Source organism: Streptomyces rapamycinicus NRRL 5491 (genome assembly GCF_024298965.1).
Lineage (GTDB): Bacteria > Actinomycetota > Actinomycetes > Streptomycetales > Streptomycetaceae > Streptomyces > Streptomyces rapamycinicus.
Window position 1 is genome coordinate 6,187,644 of sequence record NZ_CP085193.1, and the last position, 21,683, is coordinate 6,209,326.

The following is a 21,683-nucleotide window of genomic DNA, read 5'->3' on the forward strand; positions in this document are numbered from 1 at the left end:
CGCGTCGGTCAGGCCGCGAGGTCGCAGACCGGCGGTCCCCGCCTGATCACGCTGTGCTGGAGGACGAGGGCCGTCGTCCCGCCCTCGTCCCGCTCGGCCGGGCACGGACGGCACGGCCCGCCGTAAGGCGCCTGCGAAGGGGCCAGGAGCACCCGTACGAGCCTCAGGGCGGCGCGCAGCGCCCGTACGAGCGCGGCCTCCGCGACCCCCCGGGCGCCGTCCACCGACAGTCGCACCGCCCGCCATACGGCCATCTCGCCCCGGCGCAGCAGCCAGCCGATGGCCAGCGCGGCGAGCAGATGGCCCAGGGCCATGGGCAGCGACGGCAGCAGGCTCTCCATCCCGGCCGCCCGCCCTGCCGGGGCGGTGGACGCCGGCATGGCGTGCGGGCCGCCGTGCGTCGCGGACGGGTCGATGCCCGCGTGGGCGACGATCCGATGGGCCGCCGCGGCGTCGAGCCGTCCGGGGCCCGAAGCGCACAGCAGCCTGGCGGCCAGGCCGATCACATGGCCCTGGGCGGCGTCGGCCCGATGGGCGGCCTCCTCGGCCGCCGCGGCCCGGTCCTGCCCGAGCGCGAAGAGCGCGTGCAGCGCCAGCTGCCCGACGGCCAGCACGGCCGCGATCCCGGGCAGCGACCGCTCCCGCCCGGCCAGCGACAGCGCCACCGTGAACATCGCCGCGCAGCCCACGCCCAGCGTCCACAGCGGCACGGTGGCGCAGGAGCCCAGCACATGCCCCGTCGCGGACAGCACGACGCAGACCGCGGTGAAGACCGCGGCCCGCAGCATTCGCAGATCGGCGCCGGCACGGGCGACAGGGGAAGCCATGGCCGCGCCATCATCCCACTGGGTGGACGCGTTCCCCACGGCGGGTGGGGCGTACCGGCGCACACCAGGACAGGCCATACACCGGTTCGTGCATCGAGCGCGTCCGCTGAATGAGCGGAGTCACGTCAATAACACGCTTACGGACCATGGACCCAGGCAATACGTAACGGTATGTCGAGCCGCGGCCGGGAGGCTGGAGCATGAGCATCTGGTGGTCACTCCATTTGCCCCGCGAGGCGGCGAGCGTTCCGCTCGCACGACGACTGCTCCTCGGCACCATGGAGACGGCCGGAGTGGATCCGGAGATCTCCTACGATCTGTCGGTCGCCCTCTCCGAGGCGTGTGCGAACGCGGTGGAGCACGGGGGTCGCGACGGCACGGGCGGGGATTATCGAGTCACGGCCTATATCGACGGCGACACCTGCCGTATCGAGGTCACCGACTCCGGTCCCGGCTTCGCCGGACGCGGCACCGTCCGCCGCGAGGCCCGCACCCGGAACGAGCGGCGTCCGGCGGGCGCGCCGAGACCACAGCAGCCGCGCAGTCCGGCCCCGCCACAGGCGGAGCACGGACGGGGGCTCTTTCTCATCGAGGCCCTCACCGACCATGTCCGCTACCGCGACCGTCCGGGGCGCGGCGGGGTGGTGGTGAGCTTCGACAAGATTCTCAAGTGGCGTGAAGGAGCGCTGCTGAGGGCGTCATAACCGTCTGAACGTCAGGGAGCCGCCTGAACGTCGGGCACCCGTCTGAACGTCAGGGAGCCGTCTGAACGCCAGGCGACCGCCTGAACGCCAGGGAGCCGCCCCAACGTCAGGTGGCCGTCTGTCCGGGCGGCAGGGCGCGGCACAGCGCGTCCAGCGCCCCCGCGAACGAGTGCTCGGGCGGGGTCGCGTAGCCCACCACGAGCCCGTCGCGGTGGGGTGCGGTGGCGTCCGGGTGGCGGTAGCCGCCGAGCCCGTCGAGCGCCAGCCCCTGCCAGGCGGCGGCGCGCAGGGCGGACCGCTCGGTGCCGGGCGGCAGCTCCAGCACCGCGTGCAGACCGGCCGCGATCCCCGAGACGCGGATATGGGGCGCGCGTTCGGCGAGGGCGGCGACGAGCTGATCCCGCCGACGGCGGTACTGCTGGCGCATGCGGCGCACATGGCGGTCGTAGCCGCCCGATTCGATGAAGTCCGCGAGGGTCAGCTGGTCGAGGACGCCGGTCCATCCCTCGCGCTCCCCCTTGGTGGCCAGCAGGCCGTCGACCAGATGGTCCGGCAGCACCATCCAGCCCAGCCGCAGCGCCGGGGAGAGGCTCTTGCTGACCGAGCCGAGGTAGAGCACCCGGTCGGGGTCGAGGCCCTGGACGGCGCCCACCGGACGGCGGTCGTAGCGGAACTCCCCGTCGTAGTCGTCCTCCAGCACCAGACCGCCGCTCTCCCGCGCCCAGGCGACGGCCGCGGCCCGCCGCTCGGGGTGCAGCGGACCGCCGGTGGGGAACTGGTGGGCGGGGGTGAGCAGGGCCGCCCGTACGCCGTCGAGGTCGGCCAGTCCCCCCGTAAGGGCGCCATCGGCGTCCAGCGGGAGCGGGACCGTACGGATCCCGGCCGATCTCAGCAGCGAGCGGTGGAAGGCCAGGCCGTATGACTCGACGGCCATCCGGGGCCGCAGCAGCCGGGTGTCGCTCAGCAGCCGTACCGCGTGCGCGAAGCCCGCGCAGACGACGATCCGCTCGGGGTCGGCGCGTACGCCGCGGACGCGGGCGAGGTAGTCGGCCAGGGCGCGGCGCAGCTCCGGGCGGCCGCGCGGATCCCCGGGGCCGAACGCCTCGTGGGGCGCGGCGGCCAGGGCGCGGCGGGCCGAGGCGAGCCAGGCGGTGCGGGGGAAGGAGGCGGCGTCGGGCTGGCCCTGGAGCAGGTTGTGTGCCGGGCGCGGGGCGGGCCGGGGCCCGCGGCGGCCACCGGTCGCCCCGGACGGCCGCCCGCCGCGCTCCCGGCCGGGCGCGCGCCGCCGGGGCGGGGGCGACGCGGGGCGGGGCGCGACCCGGGTCCCGGAGCCCTGGCGGGCGGTGAGCCAGCCCTCGGCGACCAGCTCGGCGTAGGCGTCGGCGACCGTGTTCCGGGCGATGCCCAGGTCGGCGGCGAGGGAACGGTAAGGCGGCAGCCGGGTGTCCGGGGCGAGCCGCCCGTCCCGGACGGCCTCGCGCAGCGCGGCCATCAGGGCGGTCCTGCGGCTGCCCGCGCGGGTCAGCTCCAGATGGAGGTCACTGCCGAGGATCTCCGCCGAATTGACCCATGAATCCGCCATGGAAATGCACCCTACAGAGGGTCGCTTAGCGGCCTAATTTCATTCCCGTGATGACTTCGACACCGGCACAGACGGCGACACCGGCACAGACGGCGACGACAGAGACGGCGGCACAGCCCGCGATGGCGACGCAGCCCGCGACGGCAGCACAGCCCGCGACGGCGGCACAGACGGCGGCGCGGCGGACGACCGGGCGGGTCGACTTCGCGAAGGCCGCCCCCAAGGCGTTCAAGGCGCTGATCAGCCTGGACGCGGCCGCCCGCGAGGGCCTGGACCCGGCCCTGGTGGAGCTGGTGCAGATCCGCTCCTCCCAGCTCAACCACTGCGCCTACTGCCTCCATATGCACACTACCGACGCCCATGAGGCGGGCGAGAGCAAGGAGCGCATCGCCCTGGTGGGGGTCTGGGAGGAGGCCGGGGAGGCCGGGTTCTACACCGAGAAGGAGCAGGCCGCCCTCGCGCTCACCGAGGCGGTCACGCTGCTGCCCGGCGGCGTCCCGGACGAGGTCTACGAGCGGGCCGCCCGGCATTTCGAGGAGCGGGAGCTGGCCCAGCTCATCGCCCTCATTTTCACGATCAACTCCTGGAACCGGATCGCCGTGACCACCCGTAAGGTGCCGGGGCAGAACTGAGCGCACCGTGTGGAGCGGCGGCCGCCGCTCCACACGGGCCCCACACGATCAGGCGATGAGCCGCCGCTGTGTGGCCGCCTCAGCCGGTGAGGCGGGCCATCCACGCCTCGACGTCATCGGCGGTCCGCGGCAGCGCGGCCGACAGCACGCGGTTGCCGTCCTCCGTCACCAGGATGTCGTCCTCGATCCGGACGCCGATGCCCCGGTACTCCTCCGGCACGGTCAGGTCGTCGGGCTGGAAGTACAGCCCTGGCTCGACCGTCAGGCACATGCCGGGCTCCAGGGTGCCGTCCACGTAGGTCTCGGTGCGGGCCGCGGCGCAGTCGTGGACGTCCATGCCGAGCATGTGGCCGGTGCCGTGCAGCGTCCAGCGGCGCTGCAGCCCCAGCTCCAGCACCCGCTCCACCGGGCCCTCGACCAGGCCCCACTCGACGAGTTTGGTGGCGAGGACGTGCTGGGCGGCGTCGTGGAAGTCGCGGTACTTCGCACCCGGCCGGACCGCGGCGATGCCCGCCTCCTGGGCCTCGTAGACCGCCTCGTAGACCTTGCGCTGCAGCGGGCTGTAGGTGCCGTTCACCGGCAGGGTACGGGTCACATCGGCGGTGTAGAGGGTGGTGGTCTCCACGCCCGCGTCCAGCAGGAGCAGATCGCCGGAGCGGACCGGGCCGTCGTTGCGCACCCAGTGCAGGGTGGTGGCGTGCGGGCCCGCGGCGGCGATGGTGCCGTAGCCGACGTCGTTGCCCTCGACCCGGGCCCGAAGGAAGAACGTTCCTTCGATATAGCGCTCCGAAGTCGCCCGCGCCTTGTCCAGAACCTTGACGACGTCCTCGAAGCCGCGGGCCGTCGAGTCGACCGCCGCCTGCAGCTGCCCGATCTCGAACTCGTCCTTGACCAGGCGCTGCTCGCTGAGGAAGACCCGCAGCTCCTCGTCGCGCTCCCTGGTGACCTTGTCGGTCAGGGCGGCCTCAAGACCGGCGTCATGACCGCGCACGATACGGACCGGGCCGGTGGCGTCCCGGAGCTCGTCGGCCAGCTTGCGGACGTCCCTGGCGGGCAGGCCCAGCCGCTTCTCGGCCTCCGTAAGGCTGAGCCGGCGGCCGACCCACAACTCGCCCTGGCCGTCCAGCCAGAACTCGCCGTTCTCCCGGTCGGAGCGCGGCAGCAGATACAGCGTCGCGGTGTGGCCGCCGCCCGCCTCGGGCTCCAGCACCAGCACACCGTCCTCGGTCTGGTCGCCGGTGAGGTACGCGTACTCGGTCGAGGCGCGGAAGCTGTAGTCCGTGTCGTTGGAGCGCGTGCGGAGATTGCCCGCGGGGATGACCAGACGATCGCCGGGGAAGCGCGCGGAGAGCGCGGCGCGGCGGCGGGCGGTGTGCGGAGCCTGTGCGAGGGGCTCCAGGTCGTGCTGTTCGGTGTCCGCCCAGCCGGACTGCATGCTCGCGGCGAGCTCGTCGGAAACGCCTGGGTACAGGCCGTTCTTCCGCTGCTTGATGGGCTCCTCGCCTTCCGGGGTCTCCGGGGCTTCGGAAGTGGGCTCCTCGGTCACGTCTTCCTCCTCGAACTGGACCCCTCCCATCGTATGTGCGGGGCCTGATGGCCGGGAGGGCCCGAGGCGCCGGGCGACCACGGCTCCAGCGGGGGCCGTGGTCCCGCTCGAGCCGTGCCCGTAAGGAGGCCGCGCATCACTCGACGTGGGTCCCTCGCCAGCCGACGTAGGCCGCGCGCCAGTCGACGTGGGCCACGCGTCAGCCGACGTGGGCCACGCCTCATCGGCCCTGCCTCAGTCGAAGTGCGCCACCAGCAGGACGAGGTCCTCGGTGCCGTCCTCCGAGGGCCGCCCCACGGCGGTCGCCGGACCGTCGGGGAGCACCGTACGGAGCACATGGTCGGCGAAGGCGTCCGGGTCGCCGCGGACGCCCTTGGGGGCGCTCGCGGCGGCCGTGTGCAGCCGGGCGAAGGCCCGGTCCATCGGCTCCCCGGTGCGGTGGAGCAGCCCGTCGCTGTAGAAGAGGAGGGTCTCTCCGGAGGACGGCGCGACCTCCACGCTGGGCGCCTCCCAGCACGAGAGCATCCCCAGCGGCGCGGACAGGGTGGTCTCCACGAACTCGGTGCGCCGCTCCCCGGTGAGCAGCGGCGGGCAGTGCCCGGCCCCGGCCAGCACCACCTTGCGCGTCCCGGGCTCGCAGTAGGCGAAGAGAGCGGTCGCGGAGCGGGCGGGCTCGGTGAGCCGCAGCAGCAGCTCCAGGTCGGACAGTACGGCGACCGGGTCCTCGCCCTCCATCACCGCGTACGCCCGCAGCGAGGCCCGCAGCCGCCCCATCGCGACCACGGCGCTCGGCCCGGAGCCGGAGACCCCGCCCACCGAGAGCCCGAGCGCCCCGTCCGGCAGCGGCAGCGCGTCGTACCAGTCCCCGCCGCCGCGCGGACCGGGGTGGTGGCGGACGGCCAGGCGCACCCCGGGGACGCGGGGCAGCCGGGTGGGCAGCAGCTCCTCCTGGACGGTCGCGACGGCGGCGCGGGCGCGGGAGAGCTCGATCAGCCGGGCGATGTGGGCGGCGGCGTACTGGCAGTACAGGCCCACGAGATGGCGCTGGCGCTCCGCGGGCTCGGCGGGCTCGTCGTAGAGCCAGGCGGCTCCGCCGAGCCGCCCGGAGGGGCCGCCGGCGCCCATGGCGGCCGCAAGGCCGGGCGAAGGCGTGACGGCCGCGGCCGGTGCGGTATCGCGCCCGTGGCCGGTTTCGGGGAGGCGCGGGGCGTCGGTGACGCTCGTCGCTCCGGGGCCGGGGCCGGGGACGCCGGGGGCCGGGTGGTCGCCCGCGCCCGCCGGGGAGCCGGGGCCGGTGCCGTCCGTGCCGGGGGCGGGCGCGGGGATGGCGGAAAGGCCGGGCGTGGCGCGGGGGGCGGCGTGGAACGGGTCCAACGGCACGGCGTAGCTCGCGGAGAAGCCGAGCCGCGCGGCCACCTCGCGGTGGCGCGGGTCGAGGTCGGCCTCACTGGCGATATCGGGGTGGGTCACATCGGCGCGCCGCTCGCCGCCCGGCTCGGGCAGCCCGTCCAGGAGATGGCCGGCGGAGGCGGAGCCGCGCGGGATGGTCTCGATCTGGCCGAGGTCGGCGTGGCCGAGACCGAGCCCCACGGTGATCACTGGGCCGAGCCCGTCGGCCGGTTCGAGCGCCACCAGTCCGCGCCGGGCGCCGACCAGGGACGCGCCCGCGCGCAGCAGTTCGCGCAGCGCCTCGTCGAGGGTGCCGGTCCGGACCAGCCGCTCGGTGAGCTCGTGAAGGGTGGTGAGGTCCGAGACCCAGCCCGCCAGCCGGTCCTGGACACCGGAGTTGGGCGCGGCCAGGGGCGGTGTGACGGGGTCGGCAGTTTGCGTGGGCGAGGGGAGGGAAGGATCGATTCCAGCCACTTTCGGCGCCTGGGGCGAGTTCATGGGCCGCTGCCTTCACCCGCCGGGTCCGGCTCGCTCAATAGCATCGCAAACCCCCTGTCGTGCTGCGCCGCTACTGTGCCGCTACTGTCTCCAGATGTACACGGAGCGCAGATGCGATGTCCAGCATTGTCCCGGTGGTCTTGTTGGTGTCTGGGGGGAATTGAACTTGGCCGAAAAAAAGTCGTTAGGCTGTCCCTTCGAGGTCGACTGACGTCGTTCGACAGCGCGTCGTCTCCACCGCGGCGGGTACACATCGGAGAAGGGGCAGGGGCAGTTCGGATCGCCCCGGAACCCCGCGGCCGGTCCAGGCGTCATAGACCACAACGGCCGCGCCCATCCCCGAGTGGCGAGGAAGGCACCAACCGGACGGCAAGCGCCATGCGCGCGCCACCCCTCGCCACGTTCCACGCTCGGCCCGCGGCGTGATGCGCTGCCTTGTACGCGCAGTGACTTGTGATCCACCTGCTGTGACGGGCCGAACGATGCCGGACAGCGCCACGTAAGTCCAAGTGAAGTGCCATCTGAAGTGCGATGTAGTGCGACGGACAGCCCTCGGCGTTAACGGAAAGGAACGAGCGCTCATGCGCGAGATCCTCGGAAGGCGACGCAAGTTCTCGCTGCGGCGCGGCGCGCGATCGCCGCTGCTGCGCGCGGCGCTCACCTGCGCCACCGAGTGGCAGTGGCCCGTGGTCCCTGGCGTCGGACTCCGGTCCGGCGGCGGACGGCCGCGAGTGTGCGGCTGCCCCGACCCGGAATGTGCGGTTCCGGGTGGACATCCGTTCGACCCGGTTCTCCTCGCCGCCACCACGGACGCGCGCATGGTGCGCTGGTGGTGGGGCAACCGGCCCTCCGCGCCCCTCCTGCTGGCCACCGGCGGCCACGCGCCCTGCGCGGTGAGCCTGCCCGCTGTCGCCGGGGCGCGGGCGCTGGCGGTCTTCGACCGGGCGCGTGTGCGGCTCGGCCCGGTGGTCGCCACGCCCACCCGCTGGTCGCTGCTGGTGGAGCCGTACTCCCTCGAAGACCTCGGCGAACTGCTGAGCCAGCAGGACTGGGTGCCCAGCTCGCTGCGGTTCCACGGCGAGGGCGGCTATGTCGTCCTGCCGCCGTCGCAGACCGGCTCCGGGCGGGTGCGCTGGGAGCGTCCGCCGCTGCGCCGCTCCGGGCGGCCCTGGCTGCCCCAGGTGGCCACGGTGGTGAACGCCTTGGTCGAGGCCAGCACCAGCGCGCCCGACGGAGGCAGTCGGCTCGCCTACTGAGGCGGGCCCCGGGTGCGGGGGTTCGGGGGCCGCTGAGCGCGGCGGACCGCTGAGCGCGACGCTCGCGGGTGTGTGAGGGCTCGGAGGCCGGGGAGGCGACTTCCTGGCCTCCGAGCCCGTCCTGGCTCTGGGGCCGTTCCTGGGCGCCGTTCCTGGCTCCGGGCCCGGCGTTTTTCGTGGGCACTGGGCACTGGGCACTGGGCGCTGAGGGCTTTATGCGCGAGCCAGTGCCGCGCACCGTGTGGGCACCGCTGTGCGCTGTGGGCGCCGGAGCAACTCCCTGACCAGGCCCACCAGGCCCCGGGAGCAACTTCCTCGCCGCCGACGGCAGTTGGTCCGTACCTGACCCGCCGTCCCGCGTCGCCGTCCGGACGCGGACATGGAAGCGCCCGGTCGCTGGCGACGGGGGATGCACCAGCGACCGGGCTTTTAGAACCGTAACAAGAGATCGGCCGATAGCAAATTCGATCGCGGATTTCCGGACGTCGATTTGCAGGGCGTAACAGTGAGTTGTGAGCGGCGTCACGTACCCCCGCGGCGCCCTCCGGCCGTCCGGGGGACCTCAGCTCAGGGTCACCTGACGGTTGGTGAGACCGCCCCGGGCGCGGCGCTGCTCGGGCGTCAGCGGGGCGTCGGAGGCGAGCGCCTCCGTGAGCCGTTCGGCGAGGTCCACGGCCGGCTTCTCGGTGTCCTCGGCGCTCATCCCGCGTGGCAGATCCCACACCGGCACCGTGAGCCCATGGGCCCGGAAGGAGCCCACCAGCCGGGTGTTCTCGCCGAGCGAGGAGGCACCCGCGGCGTGCAGCCGGGCGAGCGCGTCCAGCAGCTTCTCCTCGGGGTGGGACATCACCCAGCGCAGGTGGTTCTTCTCCGGCGTCTCGCACCAGTAGGCCGCCTCCACGCCGGTGAGCCGGGCGGTGGGGATCGCGGCCGCGTTGGCCCGTTCCAGGGACGCGGCGACCTCTCCGGTCGCGTTCGCGGCGTCCTCGAGCCAGAACTCGAACCCCTCGTGCAGGGTCGGCGAGAAATTGCCCTTCGGGTCGAGCAGATCCTGCAGCCGCGGACCGTCGCCCGGAGCCCGCTCGGCGGCCACCGGGGTGCCCGGCTCGGCGGTCAGCGCGCGGCGCAGGGTGTCGGCCAGGTCGCGACTGATGTCGCCGGAGGGCGTGTCGTTCTGGAGGCCGAGCAGCACGGTGCCGTTGTCGCGGCGCAGCGCGGGCCACGCCATGGGCAGCACGGTCGCCAGGGTGACCGACGGAACCCCCTCGGGCAGCCCCTCGGCGAGGGTCAGCTCGACGGTCGCGGCGGGCACCAGCTCGCGCAGGGCCACCCAGTCGCATTCGCCGGGGAGCCCCTCGAAGGGGCGCTGCACCAACTCGGTGACGGCGTGTGCGGCTTCCCTGCCGTGACAGGCTTTGTAGCGACGGCCCGAGCCGCACGGGCAGGGCTCCCGCGCGCCCACCACAGGGATCTCGCCGTTGGCGACCCGTGGGCCTGCGGCCTTCGTCTGGGGGCGGCGCTTCTTGGCCATGGTGAGGCTGTCTCCCGATCGTGCGGCTCAGGGCTTGCTCGTACGCCCGTGACGGTCTGCGTACGTACGCCCGTGACGGTCTGCGTACGGCCGCGGCGGTGCTCTCTCACGGCGCGTACGACTCGTTTACGGGCGCGAGCCTAGCCCTTTGGCCGAACCGCGTCGGCTCCCTGAGCCGCGTCGGCTACGCGAGCTCGTCCAGATCGGCGAAGTCCAGCTCGCGATCGAAATCGGGGTCGATGTTCGCCTCGACATTCGAGCCGAAGCCGGAGCCCAGGTCGGCGTCGAGGTCCGAGCCGACGTTTGAGCCGAGGTCCGAGCCGAGGTCCGAGCCGAGATTCGCGTCGATACCGGCCTCGAGATGCGCGTCGAGGCCCGGACGCAGCCCGGAGGCCAGTTCCGCACCCAGGTGGGGATTCAGCTCGGGCGAGAGATCCGAGGGAATCGTGACGCGGCGGGCGAATTCGTCGTCGGGCGGGAGAAGGGCCCATACGGTGACTTCGCCGATGTCGTCCCGCACGCCCCATTCCTCGGCCAGCGACCTGATGATGTTCAGCCCGCGGCCGCCGCGTGCGGTCACCGACGGTTTGGCCGGAAGCGGCCTTGTGGGTCCGCCGCCATCCGTCACCTCGACCGTCAGCCGGTCGTCCTCGTCGACGGTCCATGCAGCCCGGACCGTGCCGCCACCATGGTCGGAACGCCAAGGGCGGCCATGTCGCCATGCGTTGCTGAGCAGTTCTGAAAGGATCAATACAGCGTCGTCTATGACCGAATCCGATACCCCAGTCCTGCCCAAATCGATACGCATCCGCTGTCTTGCCGCGCGGACGCCCGCAGGACCATGGGGTACGGCCATGGTCGACGACGTCGGCACCTGCCGTGCCACCACCAAAGCCACCCCCGAGACCTCCTTAGCCCCACGCCACGGGATGAATGCCCCGCGGTGCTGGAGCGGAAACCGGCCAAGTGGCATCGCGTGACGCACTTGTCACGATCGAATACGTACCGAACGCGCCGGTGCACGCCTTGTAATGCCCATTATGAGCGTCCGAGTTGGGACAGTACCTGTTTGGGGCGATTGGTGATCAGGGCGTCAACGCCCAGGCGGACGCACAATTCGACGTCCTCCGGTTCATCGACGGTCCAGACGTGCACTCGGTGCCCCTCGCGCTGCAGCCGTGACACATAGCCGGGGTGGTTCCGCACGATCCGGATGCTCGGCCCCGCGATCCGCACCCCGGGCGGCAGCTGGCCGTCCCGGTGGCGCGGCAGTATGAACTGCATCAGGTAGACGGTGGGGATGGCGGGGGCCCCGCTGCGGATCCGGTGCAGGGAGCGCGCTGAGAAGCTCATCACACGGATGGGTGAACGTTCGCCGGGTGGCGGCGCGTCCAGGCCGAAGCGGCGCAGCAGCCCGAGCAGCCGGTCCTCCACCTGGCCCGCCCACCGGGTGGGATGCTTGGTTTCGATCGCCAGCTCGATCCGGCGTCCGGCGTCCGAGACGAGCCCCAGGAGCCGTTCCAGGGTGAGGACGGAGACGCTGTCCCGGCTGTCGCGGTCCGGCTCCTCCCTGTCGGTGGCCCGGCCCTTCCAGGAGCCGAAGTCCAAGGTCGCCAGATCGGACAGCTCCAGCGCCGAGACCGCGCCCCGGCCGTTGGAGGTGCGGTCGATGCGGCGGTCGTGCACACAGACGAGATGGCCGTCGGCGGTCAGCCGGACATCGCACTCCAGGGCGTCGGCACCGTCCTCGATTGCCTTACGGTAGGCAGCCAGGGTGTGCTCCGGGGCGTCCTCGGAGGCCCCGCGGTGAGCGACGACGGAGACGATGTGCGGCCCGGGGCGGCCGTCCCGGGCAGGGCGCGCATAGGTCACCGCGTTATGGTGCCACCGCCCGGTGCGAGCCGGTGGACGCGGCCCCATCCGTTCGTTCGCACGGAATGGCGGTGGGGCGAATTGTCCGGGATAAAGGGTGGTAGTCCGCGGGGCTGTCGCTCCTTACGGCGGTCTGACGCGCTGTGGGAAAAGCTGACGACGGTAAGACGTAACGGTAAGACGTACACGCAGGCCGTCGAGGAAATCTGTCGTGCACCTGAGGAGAGAGCTGTGAGCACCGAGAACGAGGGCTCTGCCGTCCCGCCCGCGCCCGGGCCGCATCCGGCCCCTCCGGCGCCGCACCCGAACCCGGCGGTGCCGCCCGCGCCGGACTACGAGCCCACCGCGGGCGCCGCACCGGACGGGCCCATAGGCACGCCCGACGCCGCAGGATCGCCGGGAGCCCCCGGCCCCGCGCCGTCGGCGCCCCCCGCCCAGCCCCCGTCGACGCCCCCGCCCGCGTCACCGGCCGCTCCCGCGGCCGTCTCGGCGTCGGCCGGCGCGGGCGACGGGTCAGGCGGCGGCGCACCCGGCGCCCCGGGCCCCGGCTCGGACGCCGGGCAGTCCGGCGCGTGGTGGTCGGCCGAAGGCGGACAGCCGCACGGCGGCCAGGGCGACGGACAGGGCGGGCAAGGAGTCCCGGGCGGACCGGACGGCCCGGGCGGACCGTGGGGGACCGCTCCCGTGCCGCCGTCCTCCGGCCCCTCCGAGCGCAAGCCCCGCGGGCTGGTCGCCGCCGTGCTGGCCGCCGTCCTGGTCGCGGGCGGCATCGGCGGCGGCATCGGCTTCTGGGCCGCCGACCGGGAGAGCGACAGCGGCGACACCAGCACCGTCTCCGCCTACGGCAACCCCAAGACGGAGAGCCGCGCACCCGGCTCGGTGTCGAGCATCGCCAACAAGACCCTGCCCAGCGTCGTCACCATCGAGGCCCAGGGCAACAACGGCGAGAGCGGCACCGGCACCGGCTTCGTCTACGACAAGCAGGGCCACATCCTCACCAACAACCACGTCGTCGCCTCGGCCGCCGACAACGGCAAGCTGACCGCCACCTTCTCCAACGGCAAGCGGTACACCGCCCAGGTCGTCGGCCGCGCCCAGGGCTACGACGTCGCCGTGGTCAAGCTCAAGAACGCCGCGGGCGCCAAGCTCGACCCGCTGCCCCTCGGCAACTCCGACCGGGTCGCCGTGGGCGACGCCACCGTCGCCATCGGCGCCCCCTTCGGCCTCTCCGGCACCGTCACCACCGGCATCGTGAGCGCCAAGAACCGCCCGGTCGCCTCCAGCGACGGCGGCAGCGGCAACGCCTCGTACATGAGCGCCCTCCAGACCGATGCCTCCATCAACCCGGGCAACTCCGGCGGCCCGCTGCTCAACGCGGACGGCGGCGTCATCGGCATCAACTCCGCCATCCAGTCCGCCGGCAACGGCAGCGGCCTCGGCGAGTCCCAGCAGTCCGGCAGCATCGGCCTCGGCTTCGCGATCCCGATCAACCAGGCCAAGAACGTCGCCGAGCAGCTGATCAAGACGGGCCAGCCCGTCTACCCGGTCATCGAGGCCACGGTCAACATGAAGGACTCCACCAGCGGCGCCACCATCGCCTCCAACGGCACCGGCGGCAGCCCCGCCATCGTCCCCGGCGGCCCGGCCGACAAGGCAGGCCTCAAGTCCGGCGACGTGATCACCAAGCTCGACGACACGGTCATCGACAGCGGCCCCACCCTCATCAGCGAGATCTGGACCCACCAGCCGGGCGACAAGGTCACCCTCACCTACAAGCGCGGCGGCAAGGTGTCCAAGGTGGACGTCACCTTGGGGAAGCGCAAGGGCGACAGCTGACGCGCTAGGCTGATCCCCGCGCCATCACGAACGGCGCGGGGAGGCTTGCCCGAGCGGCCTAAGGGAACGGTCTTGAAAACCGTCGTGGCAGCGATGTCACCGAGGGTTCAAATCCCTCAGCCTCCGCACAGGTGAGAGAACGAGCACATCAGAAGGGGCGCCCCGATCCAGGGGCGCCCCTGTCTCGTGCCGGGCGGACGAGACGGCTGTCTGGGGCAGTGCGTACCGTTCGATGTGCTCCCGCCACATCCGGACCAGCACCGGGGGGCCGGGGCTACCGCGAGACGTTCCGGGTGTTCCTGACAGCAACGGCGGCACGCTTTTCCGGACTAATCGATTCCTCGTGCGATTCTGGCGCGCATGGGTGATCATCTGCATACCTGAAGTCCGAACACGGAGGCGTATTTTCATGAGACCGACGCGTGCCGTTCTGCTCGTCGTGGCCACCGCCCTGACCCCAGCCCTCCTCTTGACCGCCCCGGCGTTCGCCAGCGGTTCGGCGGCCCCGGTCACCGCCACCGTGGCGACTGTGTCCGACACACCGGTGGACGAGATGTCGGAGGACGAACTGCGTGCGGCGATCGCCGCCATCCTGGCGGACGAGGACAGCGGCCGGGGGGTCACCCGAGAGGCCAATGAGGCCCTCAACGGCACCGTGGATGACATGCGCACCTTCTTGAAGACCGGCTACCGGCTGGCTCAGGCCGAGGACGACCGGGTCGCCATCGCCCGCATCCTCCACGTAGCGACGCAGAACAATGACAAGCGAGTCATCGAGGAGGCCAACAAGCTCCTCGACAACAACTCCCCGGAGGAGATGCGCGCCTGGCTGGAGAGCGGCTACCGGCTGGCCCAAGCCGAGGACGACGCCGTCTACATAGCTCGCATGCTCGCGGCTCCGGACATCAGTGACGCCCTGCGCGCCGCAGCCAACGCTGCCCTCGACGACGGCTCCCCGGAAGCCCTGCGCTACTTCCGTGAGGTGGGGCAGTACGAGGTGGAGGGTTAGGCAAGGCGGGGAATACGCCCTGCCCGACGTGTCCGGCGGCAATCCGATCAACGACTCGGTGCCTCCCAGCAACTCGGTGGGGGCGCCGGTCCGGAGTGCTGCCGGGCCCGCGCCAGGGCCCTGCCCGAACCTACGGATCAAGAGGTCTGAAGCTGTGGTCTACGAATTCTGCGCGATGATCAGGCTATGAGTGAGATCGTCTTGATGTCGGACCCGAAGGTCGCCGCCATGCCCGTCGTGGAATGCGGCGAACGTCTCGTAGACGTGCGTCGTAGCGGCTCGTTACTGGTCGATACACGCCAAGAGGACCCGTTAGGTGCTTTCGCGTATCTGCGGGAAGGTGTGTCGGATCGGCTGCTCAAGGCTCAGGCGATGCTTCCGCAGGGCTTTCGGCTGCTGTTTGTCGAGGGGTATCGTCCGCCCTCGCTTCAGCGGGAGTACTTCGAGGAGTATGTGAGCCAGCTGCGCACCAGCCGTACCGATTGGTCCGATGAGCAGGTCTATTCGGCGGCGAGTCGGTATGTGTCCCCACCTGACATCGCTCCCCACAGCGCCGGTGCAGCCGTCGACCTGACCCTTGCCGACGTCAGTGGGTCTGAGTTGGATCTGGGCACGCGAATGAATGCGGACCCTGAGGAGAGCGAGGGGGCCTGCTTCACCCACGCCACCAACATCAGCGAGGAGGCTCGGGCCAACCGGAAGGTACTGGGGGGAGTGCTCAGCGCTGCGGGCCTGGTGAACTACCCCACAGAGTGGTGGCACTGGTCCTTCGGTGACCGCTACTGGGCTCTGCTCACGGGGGAGGCCGCAGCTCTCTACCGCCCGAAGGAGATGGAGCTGTGCGGGTGACACGCCAGGCCTGACCGATGCGTTCAACGGATGCGAGATCCAGCAGCATCGCCGTGTTGATCGTTCCCGATCACCGCTCCGGTGGTGGACCTTATTGCCCGCTGGGCCGTCCGGATGGCGATGTGAACCCCTGGTGGGCCACGGGGTCTACTTGAACACCGCAGCAACAACCACAAGGAAACGGGGAACCCTGTGAGTGCTTACGTCATCGTCAACGTCGATGTGCTCGACGAGGAGGCTGGTCTGGCCTACGCCCCCGTGGCCCAGAAGTCCGTCCTCAGCCACGGCGGCCGTTACCTGGTCGCGGGTCCCACGCCCGAGCCCGTCGAGGGCACCTGGGATTCCTCCCGGTTCCTGGTCATCGAGTTCCCCGATATGGACCGGATCCGGGAATGGTACGACTCCCCCGAGTACCGGCGAGCCCGGGAGATACGGGAGGAAGAGGTTCGGGTTCAGATGCTGTTCGCCGAGGGCTCGCCGCCGGAGGGCTTCTCCCTTCCGGCCTAGCGTGCGACAGGGGAGTTGGAGGGCGAGGGACGTCCGATGTGGTGAGACCGGCACCACCGTCGCGGTGGACAATATCGTCGGGCTCTACCTGCACCGACCCCCACCACGTAATGGCGTACGGCGACTGAGAGGGTAGGTAACACTTCTCCGTCTGCTTCCGGGCTCACCCCACCGGCGGGGAGCTCCGGACGAGCCCTGCCTCGGCTGACCGGCTTCCGCCGCGCACGGAGCCGGTCAGCCGCTCGCTATGACGAGGCCGCGCCGACGCAGAACTCGTTGCCCTCTGGGTCAGCCATCAGAATATGGTGCCCGTCGAACTCCTCCAGGACCTTCCCTCCCGCTCTCATCAGCCGCTCGGACTCTGTTCTCATCCGCGCCCACCGTTCGTCAGGGCTGCCGTGTCCTGGCACCCGGATGTCGAGATGAAGCCGGTTCTTCGCTGTCTTCCGCTCGGGGACCTTGAGGATGGAGAGCCTGGGGCCGATACCGTCGGGATCGCAGAGCCATGCGCCGTCGTCCGCGGAATCGTCTTCCCGGAGATCGAACTGTGCAAGCCACTCCTCGCGGGTTTTGAAGGGAGCGGGCGGTGGCTCGTCGACATACCCCAGGGCCGTCTTCCAGAACTCGGCGAGGAGATTCGCGTCCGTGCAATCAAAGGTCAGATCGATTCTGGCTGCCATGTCAGGACCGTACTGCGCGCCGCTGACACCGAGGGTTCACATTCCTCAGCCTCTGCCGAGGTCAGCGAACTAGCTGGTCAGAAGGGGTGTCCATGGTTCGGGGGCGCCCCTTTTGCGTGTCCGCCGTCTCACTCCATGCTGTGTGGGGGGTTTCTGGGTCGGAGGGGCTGCGATGAGTTTTCGTCGGCTGGTCGGTCTGTCCTCGTATGGATCAGGATTTCGGCGTGACTGGCGCCCGTGCAGAGGTCGAACTATCCGTCGACGTGCCGGTGGACCAGTTCTGGGAGGCGGTCACGGACCTCTCGCGGATCGGTGACTGGAGCCCGGAGTGCACCTACGCGGGTTGGCTGGACGGCTGGAGCGGACCAGTGGTCGGGGCGCGCTTCGAGGCTCGCAACCGGTTCCCCAACGGGCTTGTCACGCAGGTCGTGTGCGTGGTCGTCGCGGCGGATCGGCCGTACTCGTTCGGCTGGAGAGTGTTCGGGGGCGCCCCGGAGACCGAGGAGCATTTCGCCACCTGGCACTACGATCTACGGCCCGCCGCGCGGCAGGATCAGACGGTGGTCCGTCAGTCGTTCATCCATGGACCGGGTGACAGCGGGGCCCGTGCGGCGGTGCGGGCCGACCCTGAGAACGCCGCGGCGCTCCTGCAAGGACGGCTGGACCAACTACGCCGCAACATGACAGCGACGATCGAGGCCATGGCCCGCGACATCCGGAGCCGGCGCGTATGAGCACCTGCTCCCGATCTCGCGTGGCGTAGCTGTCGGAAGGGGTGCCCATGGTTCGGGGGGGCACCCCTTCCGCGTGTCGTGCTCCGGGCGTCAGGAGATGGAGGCGCTGGTGCCGAACTGGAAGACGTTGGACTCGCTCGGCCGGACCTGGCTGATCGCGTGGCCCTGGCAGTTCGGGAGGTCAAAGACGGTGGCGACCTGGTTGGTGTTGTTGGCCACGAACATGGGCCAGACGTTCGTCGTGTAGCAGCCGCTGGGGTTGATGTGGGTGGCCAGGCCGACGGTCAGGGTGCCCTCGGCGGCCATGGCCGATCCCGCCGGCGACAGGGCGAGGGACACCGCACCCGTCACCGACGCCGCCACAAGTCCGGTACGACGCATCGTTGCCTCCTGCTCAGACACGATCCGGAGGAGACGCCGACCGCCCCTCCTCACCCATTGCTAGCGGCCGTCGCTTGACGGGCGCTCACGGCTCGCGTGAGCCGTGGCGGTTCGCGCGGCGGGTCGTGGTCAGTGGCGCGGCGATGCACGCGGCGGCCAGGAGGATGCCGAAGGCGACGGTCAGGGCTGTGGTGTAGCCGTGGACGGACGCCGAGCTCGGCGTGGTGTGGCGTGCCGATGTCAGGGAGGACGCCGTTGCGCTTGCCGCGATGGTGTTGAGGAGTGCGGTGCCGAGGGCGGCTCCGAGTTGCTGGGAGGCGTTGTAGGCGGCCGATGCGGCCCCGATGTCGTCTCGCCGTGTGTCGGCGGTGGCCAGGGCGGCGGTCGGGGGGATGACGCAGCCGAGGCCGAGCCCGGTGAGTACCAGGGCGGGTGCCAGGTAGAGCGGCAGGACGTGTGCGCTGTGTGGGGTCAGGCGCGTGAGGATGAGCATGCCGGAGGCCGCGGCGATCAGGCCGGGGAGGATCAGTGCCGCGGGAGTGAGGCGTCCGTGGAGCGTCCCGGCGATGAGTGTGGAGCCGATCAGGGCGGCCAGGGCGTTGATCATCAGCGTCAGGCCCGCCTGGACCGGTGAGTAGCCGAGGACGGTCTGGGTGTAGTAGCTCATGAACAGGTAGAAGCCGAACATGGCGACGAACATCAGGCCGATCGAGATGAGTGCGCCGCAGCGGGCACGGTGCAGGAGCATGCGCATCGGCAGCAGCGGGCGGCGGGCTCGCGTCTCGACGGCGGCGAACGCGGCCAGCAGCAGGCCGCTGCCGGTCAGCAGGGTCAGTACCCTCGGTGAGCCCCAACCGAGGGGTTCGGCCTCGTTGAAGGCGTAGACCATGGCGGCGAAGCCCGCGGCGCTGAGCAGGGCACCCGCGACGTCGAGCGGCCCGTCGCCGCGGCAGGGGTGGTCCGGTGGCACGCGTGTCGCGCCGAGCAGGGCGAGCAGTGCGACAGGGACGTTGATGTACAGGCAGCCCCGCCAGCTGACGTACTCGGTCAGCAGTCCCCCGGCGACCAGGCCGAGGGCGGAGCCGGAGGCACCGACCGCGGCGAACACACCGAACGCCCGGCCGCGTTCGCGCGGCTCGGTGAACGTCGTACTGAGCAACGACAACCCGGCGGGCGCGAGTACGGCGGCGAAGACGCCTTGCAGGGCGCGGGCCCCGAAGAGGGTCCCGGGGTTCACGGCGGCACCGCCCAGCGCGGACGCAGCGGCGAAACCGGCCAGGCCGATGATGAACGTACGGCGATGGCCGAGTGCGCCGCTGACCCTGCCGCCGATCAGCAGCAGACCGCCGAAGGCCAGGGCGTACGCGGTGATCGCCCATTGCCGGCTCGCGTCGGACATGCCGAGCGCGCTCTGGGCGGAGGGCAGCGCGATGTTCACGATGGTGCCGTCCAGGACGACGAGTAGCTGGGCCGCGCTCACCGCCAGCAGCGTCGGCCACTGCCGCCGCGCGGGGGCGGCTCCTCCCGTGTCGCGGCGCGTCTCGAGGGCAGGCTCCGCCCGGGGCGGATCGGTGTCTCGGGGATTCATGACTTCAAGTGTTTCGTTGAAGTGATCCCGGAGACTTTTCACCGCCTCCGGCCACCGGACCAGCGCCGATGAGCCGATATCCCTCAAGTCGCCGGTTGAAGCCCGGCGAGGTGAGGGGCCGGACGAGGGTTTCCGGACAAGGGCTTCCGGACACGGCTGTGCGGCGACTTCACATCCGGTCGGGCTCTTCGTCGGCCCCGCTTCTGCTCTCGTACGGCACGACGACGATCTGGTACGCGTCCTCGTAGACGATCCTCCCCGGATTCGACGACCGGATCATCCGGCACTCGATGCCATGGGCGGCAAGGATCTCCAGGTACCCGTCCACCCGTGTGATCAGGTCCTGGGATGTGGGCTTGAACCAGGCCGCCGCGCCGGGGTGGACCTCATGGTCGTAAACCGTCGGATCCACGGTCGAGGGGTCTGGATACGCCGCGTTGTACCAGTCATTGTTGGCCCGTCGGAAGCGTTCCTGCTCAGCGCTCAGCTTCCCGTTCCGCGCCAGGCCGTTGACCAGGCCGAACACCCCGGAGAAGTAGCCGCGCTCGTTCCGGACCGGGCTCTGGAAGCGTACGTAGGGGGCTTCGTCAACGAGTTGTCTTGCTTCGCCGATCTTCACGGTGCGGATGTTAGAGACGGGGGACGGGGGCCGTCGTTCGTTCGGTGGGGCTGGTCGGCGGGCAGATCTGGCCGAAAAGGTATGGGTGGGGGTGTTGGTGCAGGTCAGGGACGGGGGATCGGCTGTTTGGGGGGTGGATGACGGGTGCGAAGGCGGGAAGTGGGCTTTTAGTTGTAGCTAAAGGTGGGAAGCTTTCACTCAGGGCGTTCGACGCCCGAGGTCGGCACCATGCGCTGGGAGGTTGATGAAGCGTGCCGTGGAAGAGCAAAGGTGCGAAGGCGGAGGCTGCCGACCACTCGGGGGCGCGGTTGGCGCGTCAGGCCACTGTGGAGGTCGCCGGGTTGCTGGGGAAGCGTGGCATGAGCCGCACTGACCTCGCCCGGCTCATGGATGTCAGCCCGGGACGAGTGAGCCAAATCCTCTCCGGTGACGAGAATCTGACGCTGCGCAGCCTCGCTGCCGTGGCCGATGCGCTGGAGCTGGACATCAAGATCAGTTTTGTGGAGCCCAAGGGGGACGGGGCTCGGCGGCCGCGTGGGCTGGGCGATGGGTCCGATGCTTTTGTCTACGCTCCTTGAAGGCATCGGGGTGCGCGGGGTGCGTCCCTGACGGGCGTCGCCGTGGTGTGCGGTGTGCGGCGCCACGTCAGCGGTGCGAGTCATGTCAGGGGTCCGAGTCACATCAGGGGTGCGAGGCACCCGTCGTGGCGAGGGGGCGTACCGCCAGTGCCTCGTCCCGCAGCCGCGTGAGCTCGCGGTCGCCGCTCCGCTTCCCGGTGCGGTAACCGAACTCCAGCATGCGTACGCAGGCGTCCATGGCCATCGCCAGGGTCTGACGGCGGTCCTCCGCCTCCTCCCGGGTCGGGGCGTGCAGCTCCGGTGGGAACTCCTGGACCTCTCGCTGCCGGCATTTCGCCTCGATGTCGGCCTCGACCTTGGCCGCGTCGTCCAGGAGCTGGTCCACCTCCTCGTACAGGGTGTTGATCGTCGTCCTGTCCTTGGTCGCCGAGGTGCAGCCGCGCAGGTGGAGGCGGGTCTCGAAGGCGAACATGCGCAGCTGGGCCACGTTCTCGAAGTTCCTGACCAGGCGGTGGCAGTGGAGGTACATGTCGTGGACCAGCCGCCGCTCCAGCTCGCTCAGCAGGACCGCGATGCCCAGCGTGATCACGGCCACGAAGGGCGGTGTGGACTGCTGGTTCTGCTGCTGACGGACGCGAGGCGCCAGGGCTCCGCCCGCGGCGGCGGCGGCCACGGCGGGTGGCACGTCGGCGGCGTGCGGCAGCAGCAGGGCGATGGTGAGCAGCGCCGCCGCGCAGGTGCAGGCGATGATTCCGCAGCACAGCGACGCGGACCTTACGGTCCCCAGCAGGCGGCCCTTGTCGGCGAAACGATGGACCAGCGAGATCCAGGTGACCAGCGCGCAGACGCCGATGGGTAACGCGATGTCCGCGAACCACCCCTGTGCGTAGAGCTCGTGCAATGCTCCCCCCTGATCGCGCCTTGGTGCCGGTGCGCCGAAGGCGGTCGGCCGGTCACCGGGCGCCGGTCACGGAGCACCGGTGCCGAAGCGCCGGTCACGAGGCACCGATCGCGGGGAGAGCGGGAATCCCTTCACTGTCCGCCCTCAGGGGCGGAAGCACCGGC

General features: G+C 71.1%; 21 protein-coding genes and 1 tRNA gene. 10 read left to right on the forward strand and 12 right to left on the reverse strand.

Going from position 1 to position 21,683, the window contains the following annotated elements; translation table 11 throughout:
- Nucleotides 1-8: 8 nt before the first annotated feature.
- Complete coding sequence (locus tag LIV37_RS25900; RefSeq protein ID WP_121824508.1) at nt 9-827, reverse strand: hypothetical protein; 819 nt, start codon at nt 825-827, stop codon at nt 9-11.
- A gap of 200 nt (nt 828-1,027) precedes the next feature.
- Here LIV37_RS25900 and LIV37_RS25905 point away from each other — a divergent pair, with 200 nt between their 5' ends.
- Entirely contained in the window at nt 1,028-1,531 is a 504-nt protein-coding gene (locus LIV37_RS25905) for an ATP-binding protein (RefSeq protein WP_121824507.1), read from the forward strand.
- A gap of 106 nt (nt 1,532-1,637) precedes the next feature.
- Here the strand turns inward: LIV37_RS25905 and pdxR are convergent, their stop codons facing one another.
- Complete coding sequence (pdxR, locus tag LIV37_RS25910) at nt 1,638-3,113, reverse strand: MocR-like pyridoxine biosynthesis transcription factor PdxR (protein WP_121824506.1); 1,476 nt, start codon at nt 3,111-3,113, stop codon at nt 1,638-1,640.
- Nucleotides 3,114-3,235: 122 nt separating this feature from the next.
- On the opposite strand from pdxR, the gene LIV37_RS25915 reads away from it, so the two are divergent.
- Complete coding sequence (locus LIV37_RS25915; RefSeq protein ID WP_020870055.1) at nt 3,236-3,745, forward strand: carboxymuconolactone decarboxylase family protein; 510 nt, start codon at nt 3,236-3,238, stop codon at nt 3,743-3,745.
- Nucleotides 3,746-3,824: 79 nt separating this feature from the next.
- Here LIV37_RS25915 and LIV37_RS25920 read toward each other — a convergent pair whose 3' ends face one another.
- Together LIV37_RS25920 and LIV37_RS25925 are read right to left on the reverse strand one after the other, a co-directional pair.
- A complete protein-coding gene (locus tag LIV37_RS25920) occupies nt 3,825-5,321 on the reverse strand; it encodes an aminopeptidase P family protein (protein WP_121824505.1) in 1,497 nt (498 codons plus the stop codon).
- A 204-nt stretch (nt 5,322-5,525) separates the two neighbouring features.
- Nucleotides 5,526-7,178, reverse strand: a complete 1,653-nt coding sequence (locus LIV37_RS25925; RefSeq protein ID WP_121824504.1) for a GAF domain-containing SpoIIE family protein phosphatase — start codon at nt 7,176-7,178, stop codon at nt 5,526-5,528.
- Nucleotides 7,179-7,759: 581 nt separating this feature from the next.
- Between LIV37_RS25925 and LIV37_RS25930 the strand changes: the two genes are divergently transcribed.
- Complete coding sequence (locus tag LIV37_RS25930; protein WP_020870058.1) at nt 7,760-8,434, forward strand: bifunctional DNA primase/polymerase; 675 nt, start codon at nt 7,760-7,762, stop codon at nt 8,432-8,434.
- A 562-nt stretch (nt 8,435-8,996) separates the two neighbouring features.
- Here LIV37_RS25930 and LIV37_RS25935 read toward each other — a convergent pair.
- The 3 genes from LIV37_RS25935 to LIV37_RS25945 all read right to left on the reverse strand — a co-directional run bounded on the left by LIV37_RS25935 (nt 8,997) and on the right by LIV37_RS25945 (nt 11,837).
- A complete protein-coding gene (locus LIV37_RS25935) occupies nt 8,997-9,965 on the reverse strand; it encodes a DUF5926 family protein (RefSeq protein ID WP_020870059.1) in 969 nt (322 codons plus the stop codon).
- Between the two features lie 184 nt (nt 9,966-10,149).
- Complete coding sequence (locus LIV37_RS52650) at nt 10,150-10,863, reverse strand: ATP-binding protein (protein WP_373920651.1); 714 nt, start codon at nt 10,861-10,863, stop codon at nt 10,150-10,152.
- A gap of 140 nt (nt 10,864-11,003) precedes the next feature.
- Nucleotides 11,004-11,837: a glycerophosphodiester phosphodiesterase gene (locus tag LIV37_RS25945; RefSeq protein ID WP_020870061.1), complete on the reverse strand. Its 834-nt coding sequence runs from the start codon at nt 11,835-11,837 to the stop codon at nt 11,004-11,006.
- 231 nt (nt 11,838-12,068) lie between these two features.
- Here LIV37_RS25945 and LIV37_RS25950 point away from each other — a divergent pair, with 231 nt between their 5' ends.
- The 5 genes from LIV37_RS25950 (at nt 12,069) to LIV37_RS25970 (ending at nt 16,038) form a co-directional block, all read left to right on the forward strand.
- Entirely contained in the window at nt 12,069-13,673 is a 1,605-nt protein-coding gene (locus LIV37_RS25950) for a S1C family serine protease (protein ID WP_121824502.1), read from the forward strand.
- A 39-nt stretch (nt 13,674-13,712) separates the two neighbouring features.
- Nucleotides 13,713-13,799, forward strand: a tRNA-Ser gene (locus tag LIV37_RS25955).
- A gap of 283 nt (nt 13,800-14,082) precedes the next feature.
- Entirely contained in the window at nt 14,083-14,682 is a 600-nt protein-coding gene (locus LIV37_RS25960; RefSeq protein WP_020870063.1) for an ALF repeat-containing protein, read from the forward strand.
- 186 nt (nt 14,683-14,868) lie between these two features.
- A complete protein-coding gene (locus LIV37_RS25965; protein ID WP_020870064.1) occupies nt 14,869-15,531 on the forward strand; it encodes a M15 family metallopeptidase in 663 nt (220 codons plus the stop codon).
- 192 nt (nt 15,532-15,723) lie between these two features.
- Nucleotides 15,724-16,038 carry a DUF1330 domain-containing protein gene (locus LIV37_RS25970; RefSeq protein ID WP_020870065.1) on the forward strand — a complete coding sequence of 105 codons (315 nt, stop codon included), beginning with the start codon at nt 15,724-15,726 and terminating at the stop codon, nt 16,036-16,038.
- Nucleotides 16,039-16,283: 245 nt separating this feature from the next.
- Here the strand turns inward: LIV37_RS25970 and LIV37_RS25975 are convergent, their stop codons facing one another.
- Entirely contained in the window at nt 16,284-16,718 is a 435-nt protein-coding gene (locus LIV37_RS25975; protein WP_020870066.1) for a VOC family protein, read from the reverse strand.
- Nucleotides 16,719-16,942: 224 nt separating this feature from the next.
- Between LIV37_RS25975 and LIV37_RS25980 the strand changes: the two genes are divergently transcribed.
- Nucleotides 16,943-17,452, forward strand: coding sequence for an SRPBCC family protein (locus LIV37_RS25980; RefSeq protein ID WP_158634887.1), 510 nt, complete (start codon nt 16,943-16,945; stop codon nt 17,450-17,452).
- A 90-nt stretch (nt 17,453-17,542) separates the two neighbouring features.
- On the opposite strand, the gene LIV37_RS25985 is transcribed toward LIV37_RS25980, so the two are convergent.
- The 3 genes from LIV37_RS25985 to LIV37_RS25995 form a co-directional block, all read right to left on the reverse strand.
- Nucleotides 17,543-17,833 (reverse strand): hypothetical protein, encoded by a 291-nt coding sequence (locus LIV37_RS25985; protein ID WP_148717799.1) that lies wholly within the window; start codon nt 17,831-17,833, stop codon nt 17,543-17,545.
- A gap of 85 nt (nt 17,834-17,918) precedes the next feature.
- Nucleotides 17,919-19,421 carry an MFS transporter gene (locus tag LIV37_RS25990; protein ID WP_020870069.1) on the reverse strand — a complete coding sequence of 501 codons (1,503 nt, stop codon included), beginning with the start codon at nt 19,419-19,421 and terminating at the stop codon, nt 17,919-17,921.
- A 169-nt stretch (nt 19,422-19,590) separates the two neighbouring features.
- A complete protein-coding gene (locus tag LIV37_RS25995) occupies nt 19,591-20,040 on the reverse strand; it encodes a hypothetical protein (RefSeq protein ID WP_020870070.1) in 450 nt (149 codons plus the stop codon).
- A 326-nt stretch (nt 20,041-20,366) separates the two neighbouring features.
- Between LIV37_RS25995 and LIV37_RS26000 the strand changes: the two genes are divergently transcribed.
- Nucleotides 20,367-20,618 (forward strand): helix-turn-helix domain-containing protein, encoded by a 252-nt coding sequence (locus tag LIV37_RS26000; protein WP_338060263.1) that lies wholly within the window; start codon nt 20,367-20,369, stop codon nt 20,616-20,618.
- Nucleotides 20,619-20,721: 103 nt separating this feature from the next.
- Here the strand turns inward: LIV37_RS26000 and LIV37_RS26005 are convergent, their stop codons facing one another.
- Nucleotides 20,722-21,519, reverse strand: coding sequence for a hypothetical protein (locus LIV37_RS26005; RefSeq protein WP_020870072.1), 798 nt, complete (start codon nt 21,517-21,519; stop codon nt 20,722-20,724).
- Between the last annotated feature and the right edge of the window lie 164 nt (nt 21,520-21,683).